The organism is Roseobacter sp. N2S, from assembly GCF_031454055.1.
In the GTDB taxonomy this organism is placed as follows: domain Bacteria; phylum Pseudomonadota; class Alphaproteobacteria; order Rhodobacterales; family Rhodobacteraceae; genus Amylibacter.
Genome location: NZ_JAVDQB010000001.1, coordinates 1132145 through 1154666 on the forward strand (window position 1 = coordinate 1132145; position 22522 = coordinate 1154666).

27 protein-coding genes are annotated in these 22522 nt (G+C 56.1%); 19 read left to right on the forward strand and 8 right to left on the reverse strand.

All coding sequences use genetic code 11. The annotated features are described in order from the left end of the window. Positions 1 to 28 precede the first annotated feature (28 nt). Positions 29 to 1456, reverse strand: a complete 1428-nt coding sequence (gene tldD, locus GGE09_RS05575; protein ID WP_309744669.1) for a metalloprotease TldD — start codon at positions 1454 to 1456, stop codon at positions 29 to 31. A 181-nt stretch (positions 1457 to 1637) separates the two neighbouring features. On the opposite strand from tldD, the gene coxB reads away from it, so the two are divergent. The 11 genes from coxB to GGE09_RS05630 all read left to right on the forward strand — a co-directional run bounded on the left by coxB (position 1638) and on the right by GGE09_RS05630 (position 10634). Next, entirely contained in the window at positions 1638 to 2540 is a 903-nt protein-coding gene (gene coxB / locus GGE09_RS05580) for a cytochrome c oxidase subunit II (RefSeq protein WP_405048526.1), read from the forward strand. A 42-nt stretch (positions 2541 to 2582) separates the two neighbouring features. Next, entirely contained in the window at positions 2583 to 3530 is a 948-nt protein-coding gene (cyoE, locus tag GGE09_RS05585; RefSeq protein ID WP_309744671.1) for a heme o synthase, read from the forward strand. After that, the gene (locus tag GGE09_RS05590) at positions 3530 to 3724 is read left to right on the forward strand and encodes a hypothetical protein (protein WP_309744673.1); all 195 of its coding nucleotides are present in this window, start codon (positions 3530 to 3532) and stop codon (positions 3722 to 3724) included. The genes cyoE and GGE09_RS05590 overlap by 1 nt, the downstream gene beginning before the upstream one ends. Then, a complete protein-coding gene (locus tag GGE09_RS05595; protein ID WP_309744675.1) occupies positions 3721 to 4317 on the forward strand; it encodes a cytochrome c oxidase assembly protein in 597 nt (198 codons plus the stop codon). The genes GGE09_RS05590 and GGE09_RS05595 overlap by 4 nt, the downstream gene beginning before the upstream one ends. Positions 4318 to 4453: 136 nt before the next feature. Further along, positions 4454 to 5257 (forward strand): cytochrome c oxidase subunit 3, encoded by an 804-nt coding sequence (locus GGE09_RS05600; protein WP_309744676.1) that lies wholly within the window; start codon positions 4454 to 4456, stop codon positions 5255 to 5257. A 158-nt stretch (positions 5258 to 5415) separates the two neighbouring features. Next, complete coding sequence (locus GGE09_RS05605; protein ID WP_309744678.1) at positions 5416 to 6123, forward strand: SURF1 family protein; 708 nt, start codon at positions 5416 to 5418, stop codon at positions 6121 to 6123. Positions 6124 to 6133: 10 nt separating this feature from the next. Beyond that, positions 6134 to 7522 carry a threonine synthase gene (gene thrC, locus GGE09_RS05610; RefSeq protein WP_309744680.1) on the forward strand — a complete coding sequence of 463 codons (1389 nt, stop codon included), beginning with the start codon at positions 6134 to 6136 and terminating at the stop codon, positions 7520 to 7522. Beyond that, a complete protein-coding gene (locus GGE09_RS05615) occupies positions 7519 to 8781 on the forward strand; it encodes a pitrilysin family protein (RefSeq protein ID WP_309744682.1) in 1263 nt (420 codons plus the stop codon). The genes thrC and GGE09_RS05615 overlap by 4 nt, the downstream gene beginning before the upstream one ends. Positions 8782 to 8784: 3 nt before the next feature. Next, positions 8785 to 9480: an ABC transporter ATP-binding protein gene (locus GGE09_RS05620; RefSeq protein WP_309744684.1), complete on the forward strand. Its 696-nt coding sequence runs from the start codon at positions 8785 to 8787 to the stop codon at positions 9478 to 9480. Next, positions 9474 to 10073 carry an energy-coupling factor transporter transmembrane component T gene (locus GGE09_RS05625; protein WP_309744686.1) on the forward strand — a complete coding sequence of 200 codons (600 nt, stop codon included), beginning with the start codon at positions 9474 to 9476 and terminating at the stop codon, positions 10071 to 10073. Before GGE09_RS05620 ends, GGE09_RS05625 begins: the two co-directional genes overlap by 7 nt. 12 nt (positions 10074 to 10085) lie before the next feature. Further along, positions 10086 to 10634, forward strand: a complete 549-nt coding sequence (locus GGE09_RS05630) for a biotin transporter BioY (RefSeq protein ID WP_309744687.1) — start codon at positions 10086 to 10088, stop codon at positions 10632 to 10634. Here GGE09_RS05630 and GGE09_RS05635 read toward each other — a convergent pair. Further along, positions 10631 to 11731 (reverse strand): thiolase family protein, encoded by a 1101-nt coding sequence (locus tag GGE09_RS05635; protein WP_309744689.1) that lies wholly within the window; start codon positions 11729 to 11731, stop codon positions 10631 to 10633. The two genes, GGE09_RS05630 and GGE09_RS05635, sit on opposite strands and share 4 nt — an antisense overlap. Beyond that, positions 11728 to 12858, reverse strand: a complete 1131-nt coding sequence (locus tag GGE09_RS05640) for an AMP-binding protein (RefSeq protein ID WP_309744691.1) — start codon at positions 12856 to 12858, stop codon at positions 11728 to 11730. Before GGE09_RS05640 ends, GGE09_RS05635 begins: the two co-directional genes overlap by 4 nt. Positions 12859 to 12972: 114 nt before the next feature. Between GGE09_RS05640 and GGE09_RS05645 the strand changes: the two genes are divergently transcribed. The 5 genes from GGE09_RS05645 to GGE09_RS05665 all read left to right on the forward strand — a co-directional run bounded on the left by GGE09_RS05645 (position 12973) and on the right by GGE09_RS05665 (position 16743). Beyond that, positions 12973 to 13710: an orotate phosphoribosyltransferase gene (locus tag GGE09_RS05645; RefSeq protein WP_309744692.1), complete on the forward strand. Its 738-nt coding sequence runs from the start codon at positions 12973 to 12975 to the stop codon at positions 13708 to 13710. Between the two features lie 266 nt (positions 13711 to 13976). After that, positions 13977 to 14480, forward strand: a complete 504-nt coding sequence (locus tag GGE09_RS05650; RefSeq protein WP_309744693.1) for a YbjN domain-containing protein — start codon at positions 13977 to 13979, stop codon at positions 14478 to 14480. A gap of 89 nt (positions 14481 to 14569) precedes the next feature. After that, positions 14570 to 15391 (forward strand): pyrroline-5-carboxylate reductase, encoded by an 822-nt coding sequence (proC, locus tag GGE09_RS05655; protein WP_309744695.1) that lies wholly within the window; start codon positions 14570 to 14572, stop codon positions 15389 to 15391. Beyond that, positions 15388 to 15741, forward strand: a complete 354-nt coding sequence (locus GGE09_RS05660; protein WP_309744697.1) for a tRNA-binding protein — start codon at positions 15388 to 15390, stop codon at positions 15739 to 15741. Before proC ends, GGE09_RS05660 begins: the two co-directional genes overlap by 4 nt. Positions 15742 to 15774: 33 nt before the next feature. Beyond that, positions 15775 to 16743, forward strand: coding sequence for a D-glycerate dehydrogenase (locus GGE09_RS05665; protein WP_309744699.1), 969 nt, complete (start codon positions 15775 to 15777; stop codon positions 16741 to 16743). 2 nt (positions 16744 to 16745) lie between these two features. Here GGE09_RS05665 and GGE09_RS05670 read toward each other — a convergent pair whose 3' ends face one another. After that, the gene (locus tag GGE09_RS05670; RefSeq protein WP_309744701.1) at positions 16746 to 17432 is read right to left on the reverse strand and encodes an NAD-dependent deacylase; all 687 of its coding nucleotides are present in this window, start codon (positions 17430 to 17432) and stop codon (positions 16746 to 16748) included. Positions 17433 to 17471: 39 nt separating this feature from the next. On the opposite strand from GGE09_RS05670, the gene GGE09_RS05675 reads away from it, so the two are divergent. Next, entirely contained in the window at positions 17472 to 17948 is a 477-nt protein-coding gene (locus tag GGE09_RS05675) for a low molecular weight protein-tyrosine-phosphatase (RefSeq protein WP_309744703.1), read from the forward strand. A gap of 76 nt (positions 17949 to 18024) precedes the next feature. Here the strand turns inward: GGE09_RS05675 and GGE09_RS05680 are convergent, their stop codons facing one another. The 3 genes from GGE09_RS05680 to GGE09_RS05690 form a co-directional block, all read right to left on the reverse strand. Continuing rightward, entirely contained in the window at positions 18025 to 18420 is a 396-nt protein-coding gene (locus GGE09_RS05680; RefSeq protein ID WP_309744705.1) for an MAPEG family protein, read from the reverse strand. A gap of 75 nt (positions 18421 to 18495) precedes the next feature. Further along, the gene (locus GGE09_RS05685; RefSeq protein ID WP_309744707.1) at positions 18496 to 19266 is read right to left on the reverse strand and encodes a Bax inhibitor-1/YccA family protein; all 771 of its coding nucleotides are present in this window, start codon (positions 19264 to 19266) and stop codon (positions 18496 to 18498) included. Between the two features lie 162 nt (positions 19267 to 19428). Then, positions 19429 to 19653 carry a DUF1127 domain-containing protein gene (locus GGE09_RS05690; protein WP_309744709.1) on the reverse strand — a complete coding sequence of 75 codons (225 nt, stop codon included), beginning with the start codon at positions 19651 to 19653 and terminating at the stop codon, positions 19429 to 19431. A 124-nt stretch (positions 19654 to 19777) separates the two neighbouring features. Here GGE09_RS05690 and GGE09_RS05695 point away from each other — a divergent pair, with 124 nt between their 5' ends. Continuing rightward, positions 19778 to 20665 carry a LysR family transcriptional regulator gene (locus GGE09_RS05695; protein WP_309744711.1) on the forward strand — a complete coding sequence of 296 codons (888 nt, stop codon included), beginning with the start codon at positions 19778 to 19780 and terminating at the stop codon, positions 20663 to 20665. 54 nt (positions 20666 to 20719) lie between these two features. On the opposite strand, the gene GGE09_RS05700 is transcribed toward GGE09_RS05695, so the two are convergent. Continuing rightward, a complete protein-coding gene (locus tag GGE09_RS05700; protein ID WP_309744714.1) occupies positions 20720 to 21685 on the reverse strand; it encodes an NADPH:quinone oxidoreductase family protein in 966 nt (321 codons plus the stop codon). Between the two features lie 369 nt (positions 21686 to 22054). Here GGE09_RS05700 and GGE09_RS05705 point away from each other — a divergent pair, with 369 nt between their 5' ends. Further along, positions 22055 to 22444, forward strand: coding sequence for a helix-turn-helix transcriptional regulator (locus GGE09_RS05705; protein ID WP_309744716.1), 390 nt, complete (start codon positions 22055 to 22057; stop codon positions 22442 to 22444). Positions 22445 to 22522: the final 78 nt, after the last annotated feature.

Genomic DNA, 22522 nt, shown 5'->3' on the forward strand with positions numbered 1-22522 from the left:
GCCAGCATGGCCCCCTAACCGCATTATTTTAAATCGCACTCCCACCAACAGTCAGCCCGCCGATCAGCAAGGTCGGTTGACCAACCCCAACAGGCACCCATTGCCCCGCTTTGCCGCAATTCCCCATTCCGGGGTCCAGCGCCATATCATCGCCAATTGCGCGGATATGTTTTAATGCAGTGGCCCCGTCGCCAATCAGCGTGGCCCCTTTGACGGGTGCGCCGACAACACCGTTTTTGACCCGATAGGCCTCGGTACAGGAAAACACGAACTTGCCATTGGTGATATCCACCTGACCGCCACCAAATCCGACGGCGTGAATGCCGTCCTTCAAATCCGCCACAATATCGCCGGGTTTAATTGTGCCGCCCAGCATATAGGTATTGGTCATGCGGGGCATTGGCGCATGGGCATAGCTTTGACGTCGCCCGTTGCCTGTAGGTTCAACCCCCATCAAACGCGCGTTCTGGCGGTCTTGCATATAGCCTACCAGAATACCGTCTTCGATCAGGACGTTCTTGCCCGATTGCGTGCCCTCATCGTCAAAACTGATCGACCCGCGCCGATCTGGGATGGTGCCATCATCCAGCACCGTCACCCCTTTGGCCGCGATCCGCTGCCCCATCAACCCCGCAAAAGCCGAGGTTTTCTTGCGGTTGAAATCCCCTTCCAGCCCGTGGCCAATGGCTTCGTGCAACAGGATTCCGGGCCAGCCGGGGCCTAGCACCACATCGAAAATACCCGCAGGGGCGGGTTCGGCCTCTAGGTTGACCAGCGCGATGCGCAGAGCTTCGGCTGTGGTTTTTTTCCAGCTTGCAGGGTCCATCAATCCCGTCAAGCCATAGCGCCCGCCGCCCCCCGCAGAGCCGCCTTCACGCAGGCCGTTGTGATCGACGATTACCGATACATTCAAACGTGTCATCGGGCGGACATCGCGCACACGGGTACCTTCGGGGCGCAGGATTTCGATTTCTTGCAAACTGGCGGAAATCGACGCCGAGACCTGCACAACCCGTGGGTCGAGATCGCGGGCAAAGGCATCAATTTCGCGCAAAGTGTCTACTTTTACAGAAAACTCCGCGTCCATCATCGGGTCGGCGTCTGTGTACAGCCGTTGATTGGTCGCTTGCGGGGCAGCGGCCAGTGTGGCCCCGCCAGCCCCAACAGCCAGCCGCACGGTTTCGGCGGCGCGCTTCAAGGCGGCCTCGGTCAATTGGGTGGAATGGGCATAGCCTGTTGTCTCGCCCTTCACTGCGCGCAGGCCGAAGCCTTCAGAGGCGTCATAGCTGGCGGTCTTCAGGCGATTGTCGTCAAACACCAGATTTTCCGACCTGCGGCGTTCCAGAAAAATCTCGCCGTCATCTGCGCCATCTGTTGCAGATCGCAGGACGTGCAGTGCGGCATTTTCGTCGATTTGCGTCTCGAACGGGCGAAACGGAGCGTGATCCTTGGCCAAAGCGGCAATTCCTTATATGGTTTGAACATGCGCTAAAGCGGCGGTATGCCGCAAAGAGAGCGCTTGTCCTTTAGACTTTAATATTGTTTTTAGGGCGCAGGAGACAACAGGGGATTCTGGTGCGCCTTTGGCGTGGGAATCCCGACCGGCGTTTAGGCCGATCAGAATAGGACTGGATCATATGCAAGCTGTGGCCACATTGAAGAAAATTGGTGTAACTGTTGCAGGCCTGATGGCCTCGGGTGCCGCAATGGCGCAAGGAACACTGCCTGACCTGCCGACTTTGGGTAAGCCCCATGATCACGGCATCGGTTTTCAGAACCCCGCTACAGAGCTGATGACTGATGTGATCTGGATGGACACGTTCCTGCTTTGGATCATCACGATTATTTCGGTTTTCGTAACGGCCTTGCTGCTGATCTGTATTTTCCGCTTTAACGAAAAACGCAATCCAAAGCCTGCGACCTTTACCCATAACTCTGCTTTGGAAGTGGCATGGACCGTAATCCCGATCCTGATCCTGATCGCGATTATCCCGCCATCCCTGACATTGTTGTTCAAGCAACAGGAAATTCCTGAAGCGGACATCACAATCAAAGCTACGGGCAACCAGTGGTACTGGACACATGAGTATGTGGACTCAGACTTTGGTTTTGATAGCTTCATGCTGCCAAAAGACAAATTGGCTGAAAACGGTTATGCGGCGGATGAATATCTGCTGGCCACAGACGCGCCGGTTGTGATCCCGACAGGCAAGACGATTGTTGTTCAAGTTACCGGTTCTGACGTGATCCACGCTTGGGCGATGCCTGCCTTTGGTGTGAAACAAGATGCTGTACCGGGCCGTCTTGCACAGCTTTGGTTCAAAGTGGATGAAGGCAAAGAGGGCGTATACTTCGGTCAGTGTTCCGAATTGTGCGGCAAAGACCACTCTTACATGCCAATCACTGTCAAAGCAGTATCACAGGCAGATTACGATATCTGGCTTGAAGGCGCTAAGGAAGAATACGCCAGCGTGCCAAGCACCGTTAAAGTGGCCGACCTGAACCTGCAAATGGTTCAAAATGCCGAAGCTGTTGATTGATCCGACACACTAACTTGTAACCCATAGCCAGTGGACACCCCCATGAGCGATGTAACCGTTAATGATTATGGCCATGATGCGCAGTTCGATGATTATTTCGCACTGTTAAAGCCTCGGGTTATGTCGCTGGTTGTCTTCACAGCGGCTGTGGGCCTGTTGGTTGCCCCTGTCGGGGTTAATCCGGTTATCGGTTTTGCGTCGATCCTGTTCATTGCGCTGGGGGCTGGGGCCTCTGGTGCGCTGAATATGTGGTGGGATGCGGATATTGATGCGGTGATGAAACGCACCGTGAAACGTCCTGTGCCTGACGGACGTGTGACCCCTAAAAACGCGATGATCCTTGGGCTTTGGCTGTCGGTTCTTGCCGTAGGGATGCTGGCGCTGACTGCAAACTTCTTTGCGGCGGGGCTACTGGCCTTTACGATCTTCTTTTATGCCGTTGTCTACACCATGTTCCTGAAACGCTCGACCCCGCAGAATATTGTGATCGGCGGCGCGGCAGGGGCTTTTCCTCCGATGGTGGGCTGGGCTGTGGCGACGGGCGGTGTGTCTGTTGAAAGCGTGATGATGTTTGCGCTGATCTTTGTTTGGACACCGCCGCATTTCTGGGCCTTGTCCCTGTTTATGAACGACGATTATTCCAAAGCGGGTGTGCCGATGTTGACCGTGACACATGGCACACGGGTGACGCGTAACAACATTCTGGGCTATACGGTTCTGCTGGCGCTGGTCGCCATCGGCACTGCGTTTACCTCTATTGGTGGGCCGGTCTATCTGGCGGTGGCCTTGGTTCTGAACGGCATGTTCCTGCGCGGTGCCTTTGCTTTGTGGCGGCGTCAGGATGCGGCAGCCGAGGCGGATAAATACGCCGCCGAGCGCAAGTTCTTTCGCCTGTCGCTGGTCTACCTTTTTGCCCATTTTGCAGCCCTTCTGGTGGATGCAGCCCTGCGTGGCTTTGCATTCATGCCCCAACTTCCGGTGATATTCTGATGGCTATTGGCAGCGAACATCCTCTGCACGGACGGCGCAAGCGGTCAAACCTGATGCTTGGCGCAGTGCTGGGCGGCTTTGTGGCGCTGGTTTTTGCGATCACCATCGTAAAGATGGCCAATGGTGTCAGCATGGAAGCCTTTGACCACACGGTGCGCTACAGCATCGAGCCGAAAACGGAGGCCGGACAATGAGCGAGACACCACAAAGCAAAAGCCCGAAAAACAAAAGTACCGTATTTAAGCTGGTCACGATTGTAGCGTTGATGCTGGGGCTGTCGTTTGCATCAGTGCCGATGTACAACTGGTTCTGCCGCGTAACCGGCTGGGGCGGGGTTACGAACGTGGCCACCAAAGGCAGCGATGTGGTACTGGCTGAAACCATCAAAATCCGTTTTGACGGGTCGCTGGAACGGGGCATGCCCTGGACCTTCAAACCGGTTGTGCACGAAATGGAACTGAAGATCGGCGAAACTGGTCTGGCGTTCTATGAGGCCCATAATCCCACAGATCATCCGATTGCAGGGCGGGCCAGCTATAACGTCTATCCCTACTCCACAGGCAATTTCTTTAACAAGATTGACTGCTTCTGTTTCACCATGCAGGTGCTGCAACCCGGTGAAACAGTGCTGATGCCCGTGACATTCTTTGTTGATCCGGAAATGCTGGAAGACGAAGAAGCAAAATACGCTAAAACCATCACGCTGAGCTATACGTTCCACGTGGCGGATTTGCCGGAAGAAGAGCAGGCTGCTCTTGCGACTGGCACGCAGAAAACAGTAAACTAAGAGTATCCACGCGTGTTGAACCAAGCAAAAAAACAAGATACTCAACACCACCAAAGCCTGAAATCGGCGTTTTTGGTTGGCTTGCATCGCAGCCTGTCCGGAAATGCTCAAGATGCGAATATAGGGACGAACCACCATGGCGCATGAAAAAAACCACGACTATCACATTCTGAACCCCAGTATCTGGCCATTGGCTGGTGCCGTTAGCGCATTTGTCATGCTGACAGGCGGGGTGTTCTTCATGCAAGATCACTCTTTCCCATGGGTCCTGATGATCGGGTTCGTGATGGTGCTGTATGTGATGTTCGCATGGTGGTCCGAAGTTGTAGACGAGTCCCACATTGGCGATCACACCCCTGTTGTGGTGATTGGTCTGCGCTATGGCGTGATCATGTTCATCATGTCCGAAGTCATGTTCTTTGTGGCGTGGTTCTGGTCTTTCTTCAAACACGCGCTTTATCCCATGGGGCCTATGTCTCCGATTGTGGATGGCGTTTGGCCACCTGCTGGGATTGAAACCTTTGACCCTTGGCACCTGCCGTTGATCAACACGCTGATCCTGCTGTGTTCGGGCTGTCTGGCCACTTGGGCACACCACGCGATTGCCCATGAAAATGACCGCGACGCCATGAAAAAAGGCCTTTGGGGCGCAGTTCTGCTGGGTCTGCTGTTCACAGCCTTCCAAGCCTATGAATACAGCCACGCGGCTTTCGGGTTCTCGGGCAACATTTACGGTGCGAACTTCTTTATGGCGACAGGGTTCCACGGGTTCCACGTTGTGATCGGGACGATCTTTTTGGGCGTCTGTTTGATCCGGGCCTATAAAGGCCACTTTACACAGGAACGGCACGTCGGCTTTGAAGCTGCGGCTTGGTACTGGCACTTTGTGGATGTGGTTTGGCTGTTCTTGTTTGCAGCTGTGTACATCTGGGGCGGCTAAGCCTGTCCCATCTGCGAAAGCGCATTGGCACACCCGTGTGCCTAAGGCCCAGCAGATGCAGAAATAATCGGAAGGCGCGGGCTGTCAGGGTTCGCGCCTTTCCCGTTTCCAGCACAGGCTGCTGGGGTGTAAGTTGAGTATTTGGAGAACATTGAAGCATGAGCACGCGAATGATTTTGCCCCTGCTGTTTGGCATTGCGGGCGTTGCGACATTGTTGTGGCTGGGGTTCTGGCAGTTGGGGCGGCTTGAGTGGAAAGAGGCGCGGTTGGCGCAAATCCATGCGCGTATTTCATCCGAGCCGGCACCGTTGGCGGGGTACTTCCACGATACAGGGGCGCTGGAAGAAGACAATTACCGGCGGGTTCGCTTCGAGGGTGAGCTGACGGGCACAGAGGCGCATGTTCTGACATCGCTGAAATTTCAGGGAGCGGGGTTTCGCATTCTGAAAGAGGTGATCTGGAACGATAAGCCCTTTATGCTGGATTTGGGTTTTGTGCCCGAGGCGCAGAAGAACGATCAGCGCCCCACTGGGCCAGTTCGGGTTGTAGGGAATATTCTGGACCCTGACGATTATGACGCCTCTTTTACCCCCGATCCTGATATGGACAAGAACATCTGGTTCGCCCGTTACCTGCCCATGTTGGCCGAGAAACTGAATGTTTTACCTTTTATGGTGGTTGTCGAAAAAGCCGAATACAACAAAGATGGCGCGTGGGTGGCCTATGACGCCGTATCGCCGTTGCCCGTGTCGGTGAATATCCCTAATGATCACTGGGAATATGCGATCACCTGGTTTTCATTAGCGGTTGTCTGGTTCGGGATGACGGCGTACCTGTTGTGGCGCATCCGGCAGAAAACGGTTTAGGCAAGGTAGCATGAAGTATATTTCCACGCGGGGGCAGGCGCCCGAACTGACATTTGAAGAAGCAATGCTGACAGGGTTGGCACGCGATGGCGGCTTGTATGTGCCTGAAAGCTGGCCGACTCTAAGTCAGGATCAGATCGCAGGTTTCGCAGGCAAGCGCTATGAAGATGTGGCCTTTGAGGTGATGAAGCCTTTTGTAGGTGACACTTTTGACGACGCGGAATTCCGCGACATCATTGCCAAAGCCTATGCCGGTTTCAGCCATGATGCGCGCTGTCCTGTGGTGCAACTGGATCACAACCACTATCTGCTAGAACTGTTCCACGGCCCCACCTTGGCGTTCAAAGATGTCGCCATGCAGTTGATCGGCCAGATGTTTGAGGCCGCTTTGAAACGCTCCGGCAAACGGGTGACGATTGTGGGTGCCACAAGTGGCGACACAGGCTCGGCCGCGATTGAGGCGTTTCGCGGTCTGGATGCGGTGGATGTGTTTATCATGTACCCCCATGGCCGCGTGTCCGAAGTACAGCGCCGCCAGATGACCACGCCTGTAGAAAGCAACGTGCATGCGCTGGCAGTGGACGGGGATTTTGACACCTGTCAGGCGCTGCTGAAAGACATGTTCAACGATTTTGATTTCCGCGATGGTGTGCAGCTAGCGGGGGTGAATTCGATCAACTGGGCGCGGGTTCTGGCGCAGGTGGTGTATTATTTCACCTCGGCTGTGTCCCTTGGGGCGCCCCATCGTAAGGTCTCGTTCTGTGTGCCGACAGGGAACTTTGGTGATATCTTTGCAGGCTATGTGGCCAAACGCATGGGGTTGCCGATTGAGCGCCTGGTGATTGCAACCAATCAGAACGACATCCTGCACCGCACATTGCAATCGGGCGACCATGCAAAAACCGGTGTTGTGCCCTCAATCAGCCCGTCGATGGATATTCAGGTTTCGTCAAATTATGAACGTCTGGTGTTTGACCTTTACGATCGTGAAGGCGATGCGGTTAGCCAGTTGTTCGAAACGCTGAAAGACGCGGGATCGTTCAAACTGTCCCAAGGGGCGCTGGCGCGGATGGCAGAAGAGTTTGACTCGGGCCGTGTTTCCGAAGAAGAAACCAGCGCCGCGATCAAGGATTTCTTTGCCCGCACAGGCGAGGTGTTGTGCCCCCATTCCGCAATCGCCGCCAAAATAGGCGATGAAATGCAGGGCGATGTGCCGATGATCTCGCTGGCGACAGCCCATCCCGCAAAATTCCCTGCGGCAGTCGAAGAAGCTTGTGGCGTTCACCCGCCCTTGCCGGCACGGATGGCGGACCTATTTGAACGCGACGAGCGGGTAACGCGCGTGGCAGGCGATTTGGCAGCAATCGAAGCTGTTATTCGAGAAAGGATTGCGGGTTGACCGTAGAAATACACACACTCTCTAACGGATTTCGCGTTGTAACCGAGCATATGCCGGGGCTGAAATCAGCTTCTTTGGGCATCTGGGTTGGCGCAGGCGGGCGGCATGAACGCCCTGAACAGAATGGCATTGCCCATTTTCTGGAACATATGGCCTTTAAAGGCACCAAAAAACGCAACGCGCTGGAAATTGCCGAGGCGATTGAAGACGTTGGCGGCTATATCAACGCCTATACTAGCCGTGAAATGACGGCGTATTACGTGCGCGTGCTGGAAAACGACGTGACGCTGGCGATGGACGTAATCAGCGATATTGTGTTGAATTCCGTGTTCGATCCGGCCGAGGTTGAAATCGAACGGGGTGTAATCCTGCAAGAGATCGGCCAATCCCTTGATACACCGGACGATGTGATTTTTGACTGGCTGCAAGAGGTCTCTTATCCCGATCAGCCCATTGGCCGCACGATTCTAGGCCCCGAAGAGCGTGTCCGCTCGTTCACGCGCGCTGACCTTCAGGCGTTTGTAAAAGAGCAATATCGCCCCGAACAAATGGTTCTGTCGGCGGCTGGAGCTGTGGATCACGACGAATTGGTCAAGCTGGCTGAAGCCGCCTTTGGCCATATGGATCGTGGGGTTTCGACGGTCTTGCTGCCCGCATTGTATCAGGGCGGTGAACACCGCGTTGTCAAAGATCTGGAGCAGGCGCATTTTGCTTTGGCCTTTGAAACCGCCAGCTACCGCGACGATGAAATCTACACAGCGCAAGTTTTTTCACTGGCGCTAGGGGGCGGCATGTCAAGCCGTCTGTTCCAGGAAGTGCGCGAAAAACGCGGGCTGTGTTACACAATTTACGCGCAGGCGGGGGCTTATGCCGACACTGGCAGCCTGACAATTTACGCAGGCACCAGCGGGGCTGATGTGGCGGATTTGTCTACCCTGTGCATCGACGAATTGCGCCGCGCAGCGGGTGACATGAACGAAGCCGAGGTGAACCGCGCCCGTGTCCAGATGAAAGCGGGCATGTTGATGGGGCTGGAAAGCCCGTCTTCGCGCTGTGAACGGCTGGCGCGGATGGTGATGATCTGGGGACGTGTTCCCGGATTGGACGAAGTGGTGGCCAAGATTGACGCTGTGGATCGGGCTGGTGTGGCGGAATATGGCGCGCGGCTCTGTGCTTCTGGCGTGCCGTCACTCGCCCTTTATGGTCCGGTTGCCGATGCCCCTGAAGTGGGTGTTTTGGCGGATCGGCTGGCGGCCTGACCTGTGCCGCAGATCAGCTTTGATGATGTGTCCCTAAGTCTTGACGGGCGGCAGGTTTTCGGGCCTGTTTCCCTGTCTTTGCGGGAAAAACGCATTGGTGTTGTTGGCCAGAACGGCGCGGGGAAATCCAGTTTCCTGCGCTTGATGGCGGGGTTGGTGAAGCCCGACCAAGGCCAAGTGCGCATAGGCGACGCGGATGTCTACGCGGATCGCAAGGCGGCACTGGCTGGGATCGGGGTGATTTTCCAAAACCCCGATCATCAAATCCTGTTCCCCACCGTGGCCGAGGAAATCGCCTTTGGATTGGTCCAACTTGGCGCGTCAAAAGCGGATGCCAAAGCGGGGGCTTTGAGTGTTTTACAAGATCAAAATCGCAGCGATTGGGCGGATCGGTCCTGTTATACGCTGTCTGGTGGGCAACGGCATTATCTGTGTTTGATGGCGGTTCTGGCGATGAAACCAGACGTGATCTTGCTGGATGAACCCTATGCAGGGCTGGATATTCCCACATCGGCGCGTTTGCACCGCCAACTGGCGGGACTGGCGCAATCCCTGGTGATGATAACCCACGACCCCCGCACACTTGACAGCTATGACCGTGTGATCTGGCTGGACGGCGGCGTGGTTGCAGCCGATGGCCCACCAGCAAAGGTTCTTCCGCAGTTTGAGTCCGAAATGGCGCGGCGGGCGGAATGTTAAGCCTGACGTTGGAACGCCAAAGCTGGGCGCACCGCATACCCGTCGGCTGGAAACTGGCAGCCCTTTGCGGGCTGACGTTTTTTGTCTTTCCTTTGGAAAATATCGCGCTTTTGACCCTTGGCATCGGCGGGGTTGGCCTGTTGTGTGCCAGTCTTGGCCGTGTCGGATTTACCGCTAGCCTGCGGGGCTTGCGCCCGATTCTGTGGTTTGCGGTGATCATCCTTGGCTATCACTTGCTGGTCGGACGGATCGGGCAGGGGCTGGGGATTGTGCTGCGGATGCTGCTGCTGGTGGGGGCCGCGAACTTTGTGACCATGACCAGCCGCCTAAGCGATATGATGAATTGGGTGATCTGGGCGCTGTCTCCCCTGCGCCGCCTTGGCATTCCGCCCGAAAGGATCGCCCTTGCTTTTGCTTTGATGATCCGCTTTACCCCTGTGCTCGGCCAGCGCGCTGCGCATTTGGCCCAAGCATGGCGCGCGCGATCAAACCGCCGCGTCGGAGTTGGAATCGTCGCCCCCCTTGCGGTGTCGGCACTGGATGACGCGGATCACGTGGCCGAGGCATTACGCGCCCGCGGCGGGGTCCGCTAAAAGGAACAGGTTATGGAAAGAAACATCGTCTACATCGCGGTTTTTGCGGCAGTGATCGCAGCCCTTGGCTTGTTGCCGAAACTGACCTTGATCAGTGGCATCCCGATCACCGCGCAATCCATGGGGATCATGCTGTGCGGCACCATTCTGGGCGCGCGCAAAGGCGCATTGGCGGTGATCCTGTTTCTGGCACTGGTTGCGCTTGGCTTGCCCTTGCTGGCAGGGGGGCGCGGCGGATTGGGTGTGTTCACAACCCCTTGGGCGGGGTTCCTGTTCGGTTTTCCAGTCGCCGCCTTTGCCACTGGCCTGATGATGCGCTTGTTGCGCGGCGCGCGGGTTGGCGTCAGCGCGGGGATCGCCGCTGTGGTTGGCGGGATCGGCGTGCTTTATGCGGTGGCAGTGCCTTATTACATGGCTATGACGGGTGCAGGTCTGGTGGATGCGATAGTCACAGCAATGCTGCCGTTTCTGGCGGGCGATCTGATCAAGGCCGTGGCCGCTGGCGCGATCACTGGTGCAATTCACAAAGCACGGCCCCGCGCCGTGATGTCGCGGGCCTAAACCTGTAACAGCATGGCGGTTCCCAGCCCGCCTGCCGCAGCAATCGCAGCAAGGCCGGTGCCGCCGGCCTGTTGCAATTCGTGAAACAAACGCACCGCGTTGATCGCTCCCGAGGCCCCGATTGGGTGCCCCCGCGCCAAGGCTCCGCCACTACGATTCATGGTCAGGGGGTCAAGTCCCGCCCCCCGCTGGCAGGCAATGGCCTGAACGGCATACGCTTCCATTATTTCGCTGCATGTCAGTGCGCCAGCCGCTATCCCAGCCTGCGCCAAGATCTGACGTATCGCCGCAATCGGGGCGGTTGCGGGTGTTTCTGGGGCAGCCCCCAAAGTGACACCGCCGATGATTTGCGCAGGGGTAATCCCGTGGAATTCAGCCGCCAGTTCCTGATCGACCACTAATAGAAAAGCTGCCGCATCCGCCTTTATTGCCGTATTGGCCGCGCTGAGACTGCCTGTAACCATCGGCGCACGGGCTGCGGTTTTAAGGTTGAGATTACGGGTAAACGCGTCCTTGTCCAACCCTGCCACAGGAATGATTTCTTGGTGTAGCTGATCACGGGCGGCGCGGGCCTTGGCATGGCTTGCAACCGCAAACCCATCCTGTGCTTCGCGGGTAAGCCCCATCCCATCTGCCAGTTGCGCCGCACTTTCATGCAGATCAGGGTCGCGGCTGGCCCAAGGGGAAAACGGCGGACGGTCATATGCGATTGCTGCGGCCCCGTCAGGATCGGTGCGCAGGCGCAACGGGCGGCGCGAGTGGCTTTCCGCCCCGCCAGCCAGTACCGCACGCGCCGCCCCTGACTGCACCAACCGTGCCGCCAATAAGATGGCATCAAGCCCCCCCGCGCATTGCCGATCAATCGACAGCCCCGCCACGGTTTCAGGCAATCCTGCCGCAAGGGCAGCAAGACGGGCCGGATTGCCGCCACCGTACAGGGCGTTGGACAGGATCAACTCGTCAGGCGGAACCGGGCAATGGTGCAGGCAGGCCTTGATCACAGGCGCGGCCAGATCGTGCAGCGCAACCCGCGCAAAAGCGCCGTTTTCGGGGGCGACGGGGGTGCGATAGGCCGCAACAATATAGGCAGGCTTCATGGGATCAGCTCTCGCAGGGCGGCGTAGTCCGGTTTGCCTGATGTCAGACGGGGAAGTGTAGGCAGCTGCGTCAGAGATTTCAAAAGATTGGGTTTTGGCGCGGTTCCTTCGATAAATCCGTGTAAAACATAGCCGCGCAGCGGGTCGGGCAGTGCGACGATCGCGGCTGATCCAGCCCCTGCGGTAATCAAAGCGGACTCAAGCTGGTCAAGAGATACGGATTTATCAGCTATGGTCAGGATGCGATCCATCCGCCCCGTCAGATACAGATTGCCCGCAGGGTCCAAATGCCCAACCTCGCCCACGGACAACCATGTGTCCTGCCATTTTGTGCTGGCAGACCTCCCGATGGCATATTCGCTGAACAGCATCGGGCTGCGCAGCCAGACTTCCCCAGCCGTGTTGGCGGAAAGCGGATTGCCTGAGGGATCACGGATGGCAATTTCACCCCCCGGAAAGGCGGGGCCGACGGATTTTTGGGGGGTAGCGTCATCAGCCAAAGTGATGAAACTGGTTTCAGCCGCGCCATAAAAGCGCCAGACTTTGGCATTCGGGAAAATCCTGCCCACATGGGCGGCAGTGGCCTCGTCAAAAGGACCTCCCCCTGTGATGACATGGGTCACACGCGGGGCGGGTTGGCGGATCACGCGCAACTGGGTCGGGGTGGCATAAAGATGGGTGATGCCGCGTTTGTCAGCCTCGGCCCCGCGTATAAAGTGGAAATCCGCGCCACAATAGAGCGCCTCAATCGCGCTATAGAGCGACAGGGAATAGGTGAGGTTGCCCAGCGTGGCCACACGGGCGTTTGGCCCGATATTCAGCGTGGCGCTGAGCGTCTTGATCGAATGCAGCCAGCTTGATGTGCTGCGTCGAATAACCTTGGGCGCGCCTGTGGTGCCGCCTGTCAGGGTGAAAAAACTGTCAGGTTGGTCTGGCGCGTTTACCGGGGTGCCGATGATTGGGGAAAGACCTGCGCCGAGCGCGTTCAAAAATGCGGGAATCGCCGTTAGCGGGTTGCTGGGATCACTGCTGCGGTTTGGGGCGACGCCAGCCGCCTGTGCGGCATCTAAAAGGGTGCCGTCAAAGTCGCTGAGTGTTGCGCGGGGATGCCAGTGAAGCCGGTTCATAGGGGCGGTTTAACGGTGTTTGGGCTACGGCTCAATCCTATTGAAAGCGGGGCCTCATTGGGTTTTTTGCGCAAACTGGGTCTGTTGCGCTTTTCTTGTGACCTGTCTTGTTCTATGAGCATCTCATCTGCGATCCGAGGAGTGCTGCGCGTGTTTTCCAACAGTTTTATCGACAAAGAAACAATGTCCGAACTGGCAGCCAAGATGCTGCTGGAAATCAAAGCGGTGAATTTCCGCGCGGATGAGCCTTATACTTTTGCCAGCGGGCTGGCTTCGCCGGTGTATATCGACTGCCGCAAGTTGATTTCCTATCCCCATATCCGCAGCGCCCTGATGGATTTCGCTGTGGCCACGCTTTACCGCGATGTGGGATTTGAACAATTCGACGCGGCGGCGGGTGGCGAAACGGCCGGTATTCCCTTTGCCGCATGGATTGCGGAACGGATGAACCTACCCATGCAATATGTGCGCAAAAAGCCCAAAGGCTACGGACGGGATGCGCAGATTGAAGGCGATATTTCCGAGGGTCAGCGGGTTTTGCTGGTTGAGGATCTGACAACAGACGGCGGATCAAAGCTGCGCTTTGCCGAAGCGATCCGCAAAACAGGTGCCACCTGTGACCACACGTTGGTGGTATTCTACTACGATATTTTCAAGAACACCCATGAGATGTTGGCCGAGAACGGGCTAAAGCTGCATTATCTGGTTACATGGTGGGATGTTTTGAAAGTTGCCCGTGCGCAAGGGAACTTCGACACCAAAACACTGGATCAGGTTGAGGCGTTTTTGAATGCGCCTTTGGAATGGTCCAAAGCCAACGGTGGCGTTTATGAATTGCCCACGGCGGGGTGATTTGACGGTCCTGTTTTTGGATATTTGAAAAACAAAAAAGAATTGGTGGCGCCTCTCGTTTTCAGCGGGGGGCGTTTTTGATTTATTGTGGATAAAGTGAAAATAGCTGGGGATGGATTGCTGCATTACAAAAGTTTTTCTTTACATGCAGGTCAATTGATTACACCATATCTTGTAAGGTGTTCGGGAAAACCCCGTAGACCTAGCGCTGACGCCTAGAAATTGGGGCGGCGTGTCTCGCAAAGACAAACAAGAAGGCAGCAGGCATGACAAGCACAGAGCATTATCTTGATAGCGGTGAATTACATCCCATTGATGTGGTTGAAACCCTTGCAGAACATTACGACTGGGCGTTCGATCGGGTTGCGGAAGACCAGATTGCTATGGCGATTGAAGGGGCGTGGCGCACCTATTCGATTACTTTGGCGTGGTCGGCTTATGACGAAACCCTGCGAATGATTTGTACTTTTGAAATGGCCCCGCCCGAAGAAAAACTGGCGCCGTTGTTTGAGGCGATGAATCTGGCAAATGACAAATGCTGGGCCGGTTCGTTCTCATTGTGGCGCGAGCAGCAGCTGATGGTCTATCGCTATGGTCTGATGCTGGGCGGCGGTGCATCTGCGGCCCCTGAACAAGTGGATCAGATGCTCAGTGCGGCTGTTGTGGCCTGCGAGCGGTTCTATCCGGCGTTTCAGTTGATTTGCTGGGGCGATGAAACCGTCGAGCGGGCGATGGATATCGCCATGTCGGAATCCTACGGCCGCGCCTAAGGGGTTAACCCGCCGCATGGGCTTGATTTCCAATCGACCATCGCCCAAGGTCCGCCGTGAATCGGCTGGATGTTTGGGAAGGGTTTTTCGTGACTTTGGAACGTGTGAACAAGGGCGGTCTGGTGCTGCTTGGCTGTGGGAAAATGGGCTCTGCCATGTTGCAGGGCTGGTTGTCACAGGGTGTGACGCCGAAAGCTGTCTCTATTCTTGATCCGTCGCCGTCTGACTGGGTGCAAGCCTTGCAGGCGGATGGTGTGGGGGTGAACGGCGCTTTGCCTGATGCGCCTGCGGTGTGCATTGTTGCGGTTAAACCCCAAATGATGGGCGATGCCTTGCCCCGTTTGCAGGCCATGGGCAATGGTTCGACAGTGTTTATTTCGGTGGCAGCCGGAACGCCGATTGCCGCGTTTGAGGCGGTTTTGGGGGATAAAACCCCGATCATCCGCGCTATGCCAAACACACCTGCGGCTGTATCCAAAGGGATTACTGCGCTGATTGGTAACGGAAATATTGGCGAAAGTGACATGCAGATGGCCGAAAGCCTGTTGCGGGCAGTGGGCCAGACGGTGCGTTTGGCCGATGAAAGCCAGATGGATGCGGTGACGGCTGTATCGGGGTCCGGACCTGCCTATGTGTTTCATTTGATTGAAACTTTGGCGGCAGCGGGGGTGGCCGAAGGGTTGCCAGCCGATCTGGCGCTGAAACTGGCCCGTGCCACGGTTGCCGGGGCGGGGGCTTTGGCGGAACAATCGGATGAGGATCCAGCCCAGTTGCGGGTGAATGTAACGTCCCCCGGGGGGACCACGGCGGCGGCGCTGGGGGTTTTGATGGATGCAGAAAGCGGCTTTCCTGCCTTGTTGCGGCGCGGTGTCAAAGCCGCAGCGGATCGCAGTCGGGAGTTGGCAAAATGAGTGATGAATTGAGCGATGAGATTTCCTTTGACGATTTTATCAAAGTGGATGTGCGCGTAGGGGTGATCACCCGCGCGGAACCGTTTCCCGAGGCCCGCAAACCCGCGATCAAACTGTGGGTAGATTTTGGCGGAGATCTGGGCGAGAAAAAATCATCCGCGCAGATCACCAAACACTACACGCCAGAAACTTTGGTCGGGACCCAAGTGATGGCGGTGGTGAATTTCCCGCCGCGCCAGATCGGGCCTGTGATGTCCGAGGTGTTGGTCTTGGGCCTGCCTGATGCAGAGGGTGAGGTTGTTTTGGTACGTCCTGATATGGTTGTGCCCGCAGGCGGGCGGCTGCATTAAGCTGTGATCTGAGTATTTGGGGGAACATTGAAGATGGTAGATTTACCGAGCGTATTTGTGACGCGGCCTTTGCCGGATGCGGTAATCGCTGAGGCGCGGAAACATTTTGCGGTGACCGTGCGGGCCGAGACTTTGCCGCTGTCAGATGCTGAAATGGCCGTGGCGCTGGCGGAGTTTGACGGGGTTTTGCCGACGTTGGGCGATCCGCTCGGGGCTTCTGTTTTTGGTGGCGCGATGCGGGCGCGGGTTCTGGCGAATTTCGGCGTGGGGTATAATCATATTGATGTGGCAGCGGCGCAGGCGGCGGGGCTGGCTGTGTCCAATACGCCCGGTGCAGTGACCGATGCCACAGCGGATATTGCGGTTTTGCTGATGTTGATGACGGCGCGGCGCGCCAGTGAAGGCGAAGCGGCGGTGCGCAGCGGGGCTTGGCAAGGTTGGCATCCGACGCAGTTTTTGGGGCTGCACGTCAGTGGCAAAACGCTGGGTGTGATCGGCATGGGGCGGATTGGCAAGGCGATTGCCAAGCGCTGTCACTATGGCTTTGGCATGGATGTGGTGTTTTACAACCGATCTCCTGTGGCAGATTGCGGCGTGCCCTCGGCCCGTCAATTGGGCAGTATTGCCGAGGTTATGGCGGCGGCGGATGTTGTGTCTTTGTCGGTTCCGGGCGGCGCTGCAAACCAGCATATGATCGGCGCGGCTGAACTGGCCGCCATGCGTCCGCACGGTATTCTGGTGAATACGGCGCGGGGGGATGTGGTGGATGAGGCCGCATTGATTGCAGCGCTTGAAGCCGGTGTGATTGGCGGGGCAGGCTTGGATGTGTACGAAAGCGAACCCGTGGTGCCAGAGGCGTTGCGGCGATTGAATAACGTGTCGTTGTTGCCCCATCTGGGGACTGCCGCGCTGGATGTGCGCACGGGCATGGGGCTGATGGCGGTGGAAAACCTGCGGGCGTTTTTTGCGGGGGAGGATATGCCCAATAAGGTGACAGGATAGGATCAGCGCAGCAAGCCGTTGACCCATTCGGGCACCAGCGTGCTGGCGGGGCCGGTGCGGCATTGCGCAAAGGTGGATGCCCCCAATGAGGGTTCAAGGTTCAGTTCAAGCGTGGCAGCCCCCGCGCGGCTGGCTTGTTCCACAAAACCTGCAGCGGGATAGACATTGCCCGAGGTGCCGATGGACACAAACAGGTCTGCGCTGTGCAGGCGGGCATAGATATCTTCCATGAAATAGGGCATTTCGCCGAACCAGACCACATCGGGACGGGTGGTTTTTGCACGACAGTTCGGGCAGGGATCATCCGGCTGCATTTGCGCAGGCGCGGGCCATGTGTGATCGCAGCTTTGGCATTTGGCGTGGTTTAACCTGCCGTGCATGTGCCAGACAGCGCGGCTGCCTGCCCGTTCGTGCAAGTCATCGACATTCTGCGTGACGATTAGGACTTCGCCTTGGAACTGCTGTTCCAATCGGGCAAGCGCCGTGTGTGCAGGGTTAGGTGCGGAACCTGCACAATTGGCGCGTCTGGCGTTGTAAAAATCATGCACGAGTGCGGGATTATTCTGGAACCCTTCCGGGGTTGCCACCTGTTCTATGGGGTATTTCGCCCAAAGCCCGTCATCATCGCGAAAGGTGCCAAGGCCGCTTTCAGCAGATATACCCGCGCCTGTGAGGATAACAATGTTCATAGGAAGCCTCGTGAAGCTGTGTGATAAGGGGAGGGTGTGTTGACCCAAGAAAGTGTGGTCATGACCCAGTCTATTCTGTTTGTCTGTTTGGGCAATATCTGCCGCTCTCCCACCGCCGAGGGGATTATGCGTGGCTTGGTGCAATCGGCTGGCGTGGAAATTGAGGTGGACAGTGCAGGCACAAGTGGCTGGCACAACGGAGCGCTGCCCGACCGCCGCTCTATGGCTGAGGCGGCGCGGCGGGGATATGATCTGTCGGGGCAGCGATCCCGACAGATGGTGGTGCAGGATTTTGCGCGGTTTGATCTGATCCTTGCGATGGATCGCAGCAATTTCCACAATCTTCAGGCCATGGCACCCAGTGGGGCAGGGGGTAAGTTGGGGCTGTTGCTGGATTATCTGCCCGACCAGCCCCTGCGCGAGGTGCCAGACCCTTATTATGAAGACGGGTTTGACCGCGTGTTTGATCTGATTGAAGCGGCCTGTCGGGCGGTTTTGGCGGATGTTGCGGGGTAGGTTTATCTGCCTGTGCTGGCTTGTTTTGCAAAGGCAGGTTTTGGATATTTAGCCAAAAAAGAGCCTGCGGGAGCTGTTAAAACAGCAAGCCAAACACCACGCCGATCAGGCCGAGGATTTGGGCGATCAGGGTGAACAGCATTCCAAACAGGCGAAAGCGGAAATGTGTGCCGTCTTTGGCGAAGTAAACCGCATGCAGGTATCGCCCGATCACCAGAAATGCGGCAATGACCAATGTGATAGGGGCGGGGTTTAGCGACTCGTTCAAGGCGATCAGGATCAGGCCCAGCGGGATTTGCTCGGCTGCATTGGCCTGGCCTCTGATCTTTTTGGCCATGATGCGGTCGTTATTGTCGCCCAGAACGATGCCATCGCTGCGCCGGACCATGATAATCAGGATGGTCAGCCAAAGGTACAACACCCCGAGAAGAACCGTGGACCATGCGGTAATGGGAAAGGCAAAATCGTGCATCTTTGTGCTTTCGGTATAAAGGATACAAAAAAGCCGGAGCGTTTGCCCCGGCTTTTGGTGTTAATATAGTTTCGCTTATTCGCGGTTGCCGAACAAGGACAGCAACATCATGAACATGTTGAGGAAGTTCAGGTACAAGCTGAGCGCGCCCATGATTGCGGATTTACCCAGCCACTCATTGTCGCCGTGATGCGCATGGGCCAGATAGGTGTTTTTGATGTTTTGCGTGTCATAGGCGGTCAGGCCGGCAAAAATCAGAACACCGATGGCGTTGATTGCGAACATGATTGCAGGGGACTGCAGGAAGATGTTCACGACCATTGCAACGATCAAGCCAACAACGCCCATGATCAGGAAGCTGCCCCAGCCGGAAATGTCTTTCTTGGTGGTGTAGCCCCAGATGGACAGGGACGCGAATGCGATGGCGGTCACAAAGAAGATCTGTGCGATGGACATGCCAGTATAAACTGCGAAGATCCAGGAAATCGACAGACCCATCAGAGCAGAGAAAGCCCAGAACACCATCTGTGCGGTGCCCAGTGACATTTTGTTAATCATGGCCCCAAAGCCAAAGACAACGGCCAGTGGCGCGAACATGATCACATAGCGGACGGGGCTGGTGAACATTGTTTCCAGCATTCCGACAGAGAAGATCATTGTAGGCTGGCCAGCCTTTGCAAGGGCCAGATCGGTGCCGACGAAGTAAGCGACGATACCTGTGATGAACATCGCCACGCCCATCAGGCCGTAGACTTTGTTCATGTGCGCGCGCAACCCAGCGTGAATTTGGGTGGCTTCGACACCCACACCTGCACCTGCGCGGCGGACTGTCTCGTATTGTGCCATTTGGTTTTCTCCCTAGAAAATCATTAAAACTGCCCATCTGCCGATGCGGATAGGTTCATGCAAGAATATCGGGTGTCTGGGGGGTGTTTTCAAGAGAATAGCGGTGAAAATTGTGCCGTTAGATCAAAAACGGCACAATTTAGGGGTGAAACGGGGCAGGCACTAGCGTTTCCAGTGGTTTGGCGCGTCCCAAAGACCGCGGTTTGCTTCTGCTTCGGCCTCGGCGCGGGTGACGCCGATGTCTGAAAGATGCTGGTCGCTCAGACGGATAAGGGCCCTGCGTTCCCGACGCAGCTGACCCGCTGCGCGCAGTCGGGCAAGCCAGCTTTTGGGGGCGCCATGCAATCTGTGGGCCTGGAGGGCGGGGGGTGTTGTTGTGTAGGTCATCGGTTTTCCTTTCTGAATTCGGATGCGATATTGGGTTTGCATCAATTTCCTTGATGTTTATGTGCCATGTGGTTACTCATTTTAAAAACGAATGTTTGTTGATTTTGATATCAAGGATTGTGATATGGCTAGAAATTTGGATTTGACGGCCCTGCGAAGTTTTGTTGCAGTGGCGGATACGGGCGGGGTAACGCGGGCAGCGGCCCAGTTGAACCTGACCCAATCGGCGGTTTCCATGCAGTTAAAACGGCTGGAAGAAAGCCTGGGGCAAAGCCTGTTGGACCGCTCAAACCGCAGCGTTTCCCCCACCGCACAGGGCGAGCTGTTACTGAGTTACGGGCGGCGGTTGCTGACACTTAATGATGAGGTCTGGAACCGCATGACCGATCAAAAATTCGAAGGCGAGATCATGTTCGGCGTACCCCATGACATCGTCTATCCCCATATCCCGAAGGTTCTGAAGCGGTTCTCTACCGCTTATCCCAAGGTGAAGGTGAATATGGTGTCTTCTTTCACATCAGAGCTGAAATCCATGTTCGCCTCTGGGGAGTGCGACGTGATTCTGACAACTGAAACCGGCGGGGCCGAGGATTCAGTGCGTTTGGCGAGCCTTGATCTGGTGTGGTACGGCGCGCCAAACGGGGCAACTTGGAAAGAGCGGCCATTGCGGATCGCCTTTGAAACTCAGTGTATTTTTCGCCCGATTGTGTTGAAGGCACTGGATGAGGCGCAGATTGACTGGGAAATGGCGGTGGATACCATGTCATCTATGACGGTCGAGGCATCATTAAGTGCGGATCTGGCGGTCCATGCGCGTCTAAAGGGAACAACGCCGCAATATCTGGAAGAAATTGACCATGGCGGCAGCTTGCCTGATTTACCGGAGTTTCAGGTCAATATGATGGTCGCGCCATCAGCACAAAACCCGATGGCCCCCCTGTTTGCTGAGATGGTCCGTGAGGCTTATTGCTGCGATATGGAACCTGCCAAAAAAATTCGGTTGGCGGGCTAGCCTGTCATCCGGCGGGGCGCAACGCTGGCAAATGGGCACTGCACCCGTTGGTGTTTATTCTGAAAGGGTAATGACAACCTTACCCGTGGCCTTGCGGGTGCGCAGCAGGTCCAAAGCCTCATTCGCCTGATCCAGTGGCAGGGTATGGCTGACATGGGGTTTGATTTTCCCCGTTTCGTACCAGTTCAACAGCTTTGCCAAACTGTCGTTCAGCACCGTCGGATTGGTTTTCGCATAGCCGCCCCAATAATAGCCGATCACAGTAAGGTTTTTCACCAACAGAATATTGGCCGGAATTTGCGGCACATCGCCTGATGCAAAACCAAGCGGGATCAGACGGCCTTCGGGGTTGGTGGCCCGTAAAGCGGCCTTGAACTGGTCGCCGCCCACAGGATCATAGACCACATCCGCACCGCCAAGGGCTTTGACCTGTTCGCGCAGATCGCCGGTTTCGGAATCGATCAGATGATCCGCCCCTGCGGCCTTGGCGATGGCCAGCTTTTCTGCGCCGCGGGCCACGGCAATCACCTCGGCCCCCATAAGTTTGCCCAGTTCCACAGCCGTCAGGCCAACCCCACCCGATGCGCCCAGCACCAGCAAACGTTCCCCCGGCTGCAATCTGGCGCGGTGATCCAGCGCCAGATGGGCAGTGCCATAGCCCACGGGGAAAGCGGCGGCGTCGGTCATCGGCATTGTATCTGGAATCGCCAGACAAATATCGGCGTCAATGGCGGCGTAATCCGCCATGCCGCCAAACCCGATATACGAAATCACCTTTTGCCCCACTTGAAGGCTGGTGACCTCTGATCCGACCTCTTCGACAGTGCCGGAAATTTCCATGCCCAGGGTAAAAGGCAGCGGCGGCTTTTCCTGATAGGTGCCTTTCAACAGTAAAAGGTCGCCAAAGTTCAGCGCACAGGCTGCGATTCGAACCAAAACTTGCTTGGGAAGTGGTTCCGGGCGTGGAATATCGCAAAGTTCCAGTGGATTACCGTGTTGGGTGACCTGCATCGCGCGCATTTTTGGATTCCTTTAACTTTATTTAACAGCGGTCATAGCTGAAGACCAAAGCGGGGTGAATTGGGTTTGGGCCGAATTTTTAATCAATATTGAGACTGCGTTACGCAATATGTTGATATTTTCTTTGCAAAATGCGAAAGAATGTGCGAATTGCCCTGAAAAGCCTCGAACATGATAAATGATCAGCTTTAGATTGTATGGGATTTAGATTATCACGTTTAAAGAAAGTATTTGTCTCGACCGTATTTCGGTATCGTTCCGAATTTTGATATTAGTGGTCCTGGTGGATATGGGCGTGGCGCCTTTTTTGAAAGGCTGTGCAGCGCTATTACTATACGTCAAAGCGTAACAGACAATGGAGAATTCTTGATGAAACATCCAGTGGACATCCACGTTGGTAAACGTGTGCGCCATCGGCGATGGATGCTCGGCGTGACGCAGCAGCAGCTTGGCAATAAGGTTGGGATCAAGTTCCAGCAAATTCAAAAGTATGAAACCGGTATGAACCGGATCAGTGCATCGCGTCTGTGGGACATTGCCGAGGCTTTGGACGTTCCTGTCAGCTTTTTCTTTGAAGGGTTCGATAAATCCGAGGGCGAAATAGAAGCACAAATCGAATCCGCTGTGCCTAAAGGCCAGCAAGGGGATCTGCTATCGGATAAAGAAGCGCTCGATCTGGTGCGTTCGTATTATGCCATTCCAGAAAACCAGCGGCGCAAGCTGTTTGATCTGGCACGGGTTCTTAGCGCCAGCGCATAACAACAGGCGGTTCTTTCGGATTGACGAAAGGGCCGTGCAGTCTATCGTTGCGCCAAATCGTTAAGGCTTGCGCATCTC

Coding starts and splice junctions, on each gene's coding strand:
- cyoE (WP_309744671.1), top strand. CDS start 2,583: ATGAGCGATGTAACCGTTAATGATTATGGCCATGATGCGCAGTTCGAT.
- GGE09_RS05625 (WP_309744686.1), top strand. CDS start 9,474: ATGTTAAGCCTGACGTTGGAACGCCAAAGCTGGGCGCACCGCATACCC.
- GGE09_RS05650 (WP_309744693.1), top strand. CDS start 13,977: ATGACAAGCACAGAGCATTATCTTGATAGCGGTGAATTACATCCCATT.
- GGE09_RS05695 (WP_309744711.1), top strand. CDS start 19,778: ATGGCTAGAAATTTGGATTTGACGGCCCTGCGAAGTTTTGTTGCAGTG.
- GGE09_RS05590 (WP_309744673.1), top strand. CDS start 3,530: ATGGCTATTGGCAGCGAACATCCTCTGCACGGACGGCGCAAGCGGTCA.
- coxB (WP_405048526.1), top strand. CDS start 1,638: ATGCAAGCTGTGGCCACATTGAAGAAAATTGGTGTAACTGTTGCAGGC.
- GGE09_RS05635 (WP_309744689.1), bottom strand. CDS start 11,731: ATGAAGCCTGCCTATATTGTTGCGGCCTATCGCACCCCCGTCGCCCCC.
- GGE09_RS05700 (WP_309744714.1), bottom strand. CDS start 21,685: ATGCGCGCGATGCAGGTCACCCAACACGGTAATCCACTGGAACTTTGC.
- GGE09_RS05690 (WP_309744709.1), bottom strand. CDS start 19,653: ATGACCTACACAACAACACCCCCCGCCCTCCAGGCCCACAGATTGCAT.
- GGE09_RS05680 (WP_309744705.1), bottom strand. CDS start 18,420: ATGCACGATTTTGCCTTTCCCATTACCGCATGGTCCACGGTTCTTCTC.
- GGE09_RS05670 (WP_309744701.1), bottom strand. CDS start 17,432: ATGAACATTGTTATCCTCACAGGCGCGGGTATATCTGCTGAAAGCGGC.
- GGE09_RS05600 (WP_309744676.1), top strand. CDS start 4,454: ATGGCGCATGAAAAAAACCACGACTATCACATTCTGAACCCCAGTATC.
- GGE09_RS05640 (WP_309744691.1), bottom strand. CDS start 12,858: ATGAACCGGCTTCACTGGCATCCCCGCGCAACACTCAGCGACTTTGAC.
- GGE09_RS05685 (WP_309744707.1), bottom strand. CDS start 19,266: ATGGCACAATACGAGACAGTCCGCCGCGCAGGTGCAGGTGTGGGTGTC.
- GGE09_RS05660 (WP_309744697.1), top strand. CDS start 15,388: ATGAGTGATGAATTGAGCGATGAGATTTCCTTTGACGATTTTATCAAA.
- GGE09_RS05665 (WP_309744699.1), top strand. CDS start 15,775: ATGGTAGATTTACCGAGCGTATTTGTGACGCGGCCTTTGCCGGATGCG.
- GGE09_RS05595 (WP_309744675.1), top strand. CDS start 3,721: ATGAGCGAGACACCACAAAGCAAAAGCCCGAAAAACAAAAGTACCGTA.
- thrC (WP_309744680.1), top strand. CDS start 6,134: ATGAAGTATATTTCCACGCGGGGGCAGGCGCCCGAACTGACATTTGAA.
- GGE09_RS05605 (WP_309744678.1), top strand. CDS start 5,416: ATGAGCACGCGAATGATTTTGCCCCTGCTGTTTGGCATTGCGGGCGTT.
- GGE09_RS05630 (WP_309744687.1), top strand. CDS start 10,086: ATGGAAAGAAACATCGTCTACATCGCGGTTTTTGCGGCAGTGATCGCA.
- GGE09_RS05705 (WP_309744716.1), top strand. CDS start 22,055: ATGAAACATCCAGTGGACATCCACGTTGGTAAACGTGTGCGCCATCGG.
- GGE09_RS05645 (WP_309744692.1), top strand. CDS start 12,973: ATGAGCATCTCATCTGCGATCCGAGGAGTGCTGCGCGTGTTTTCCAAC.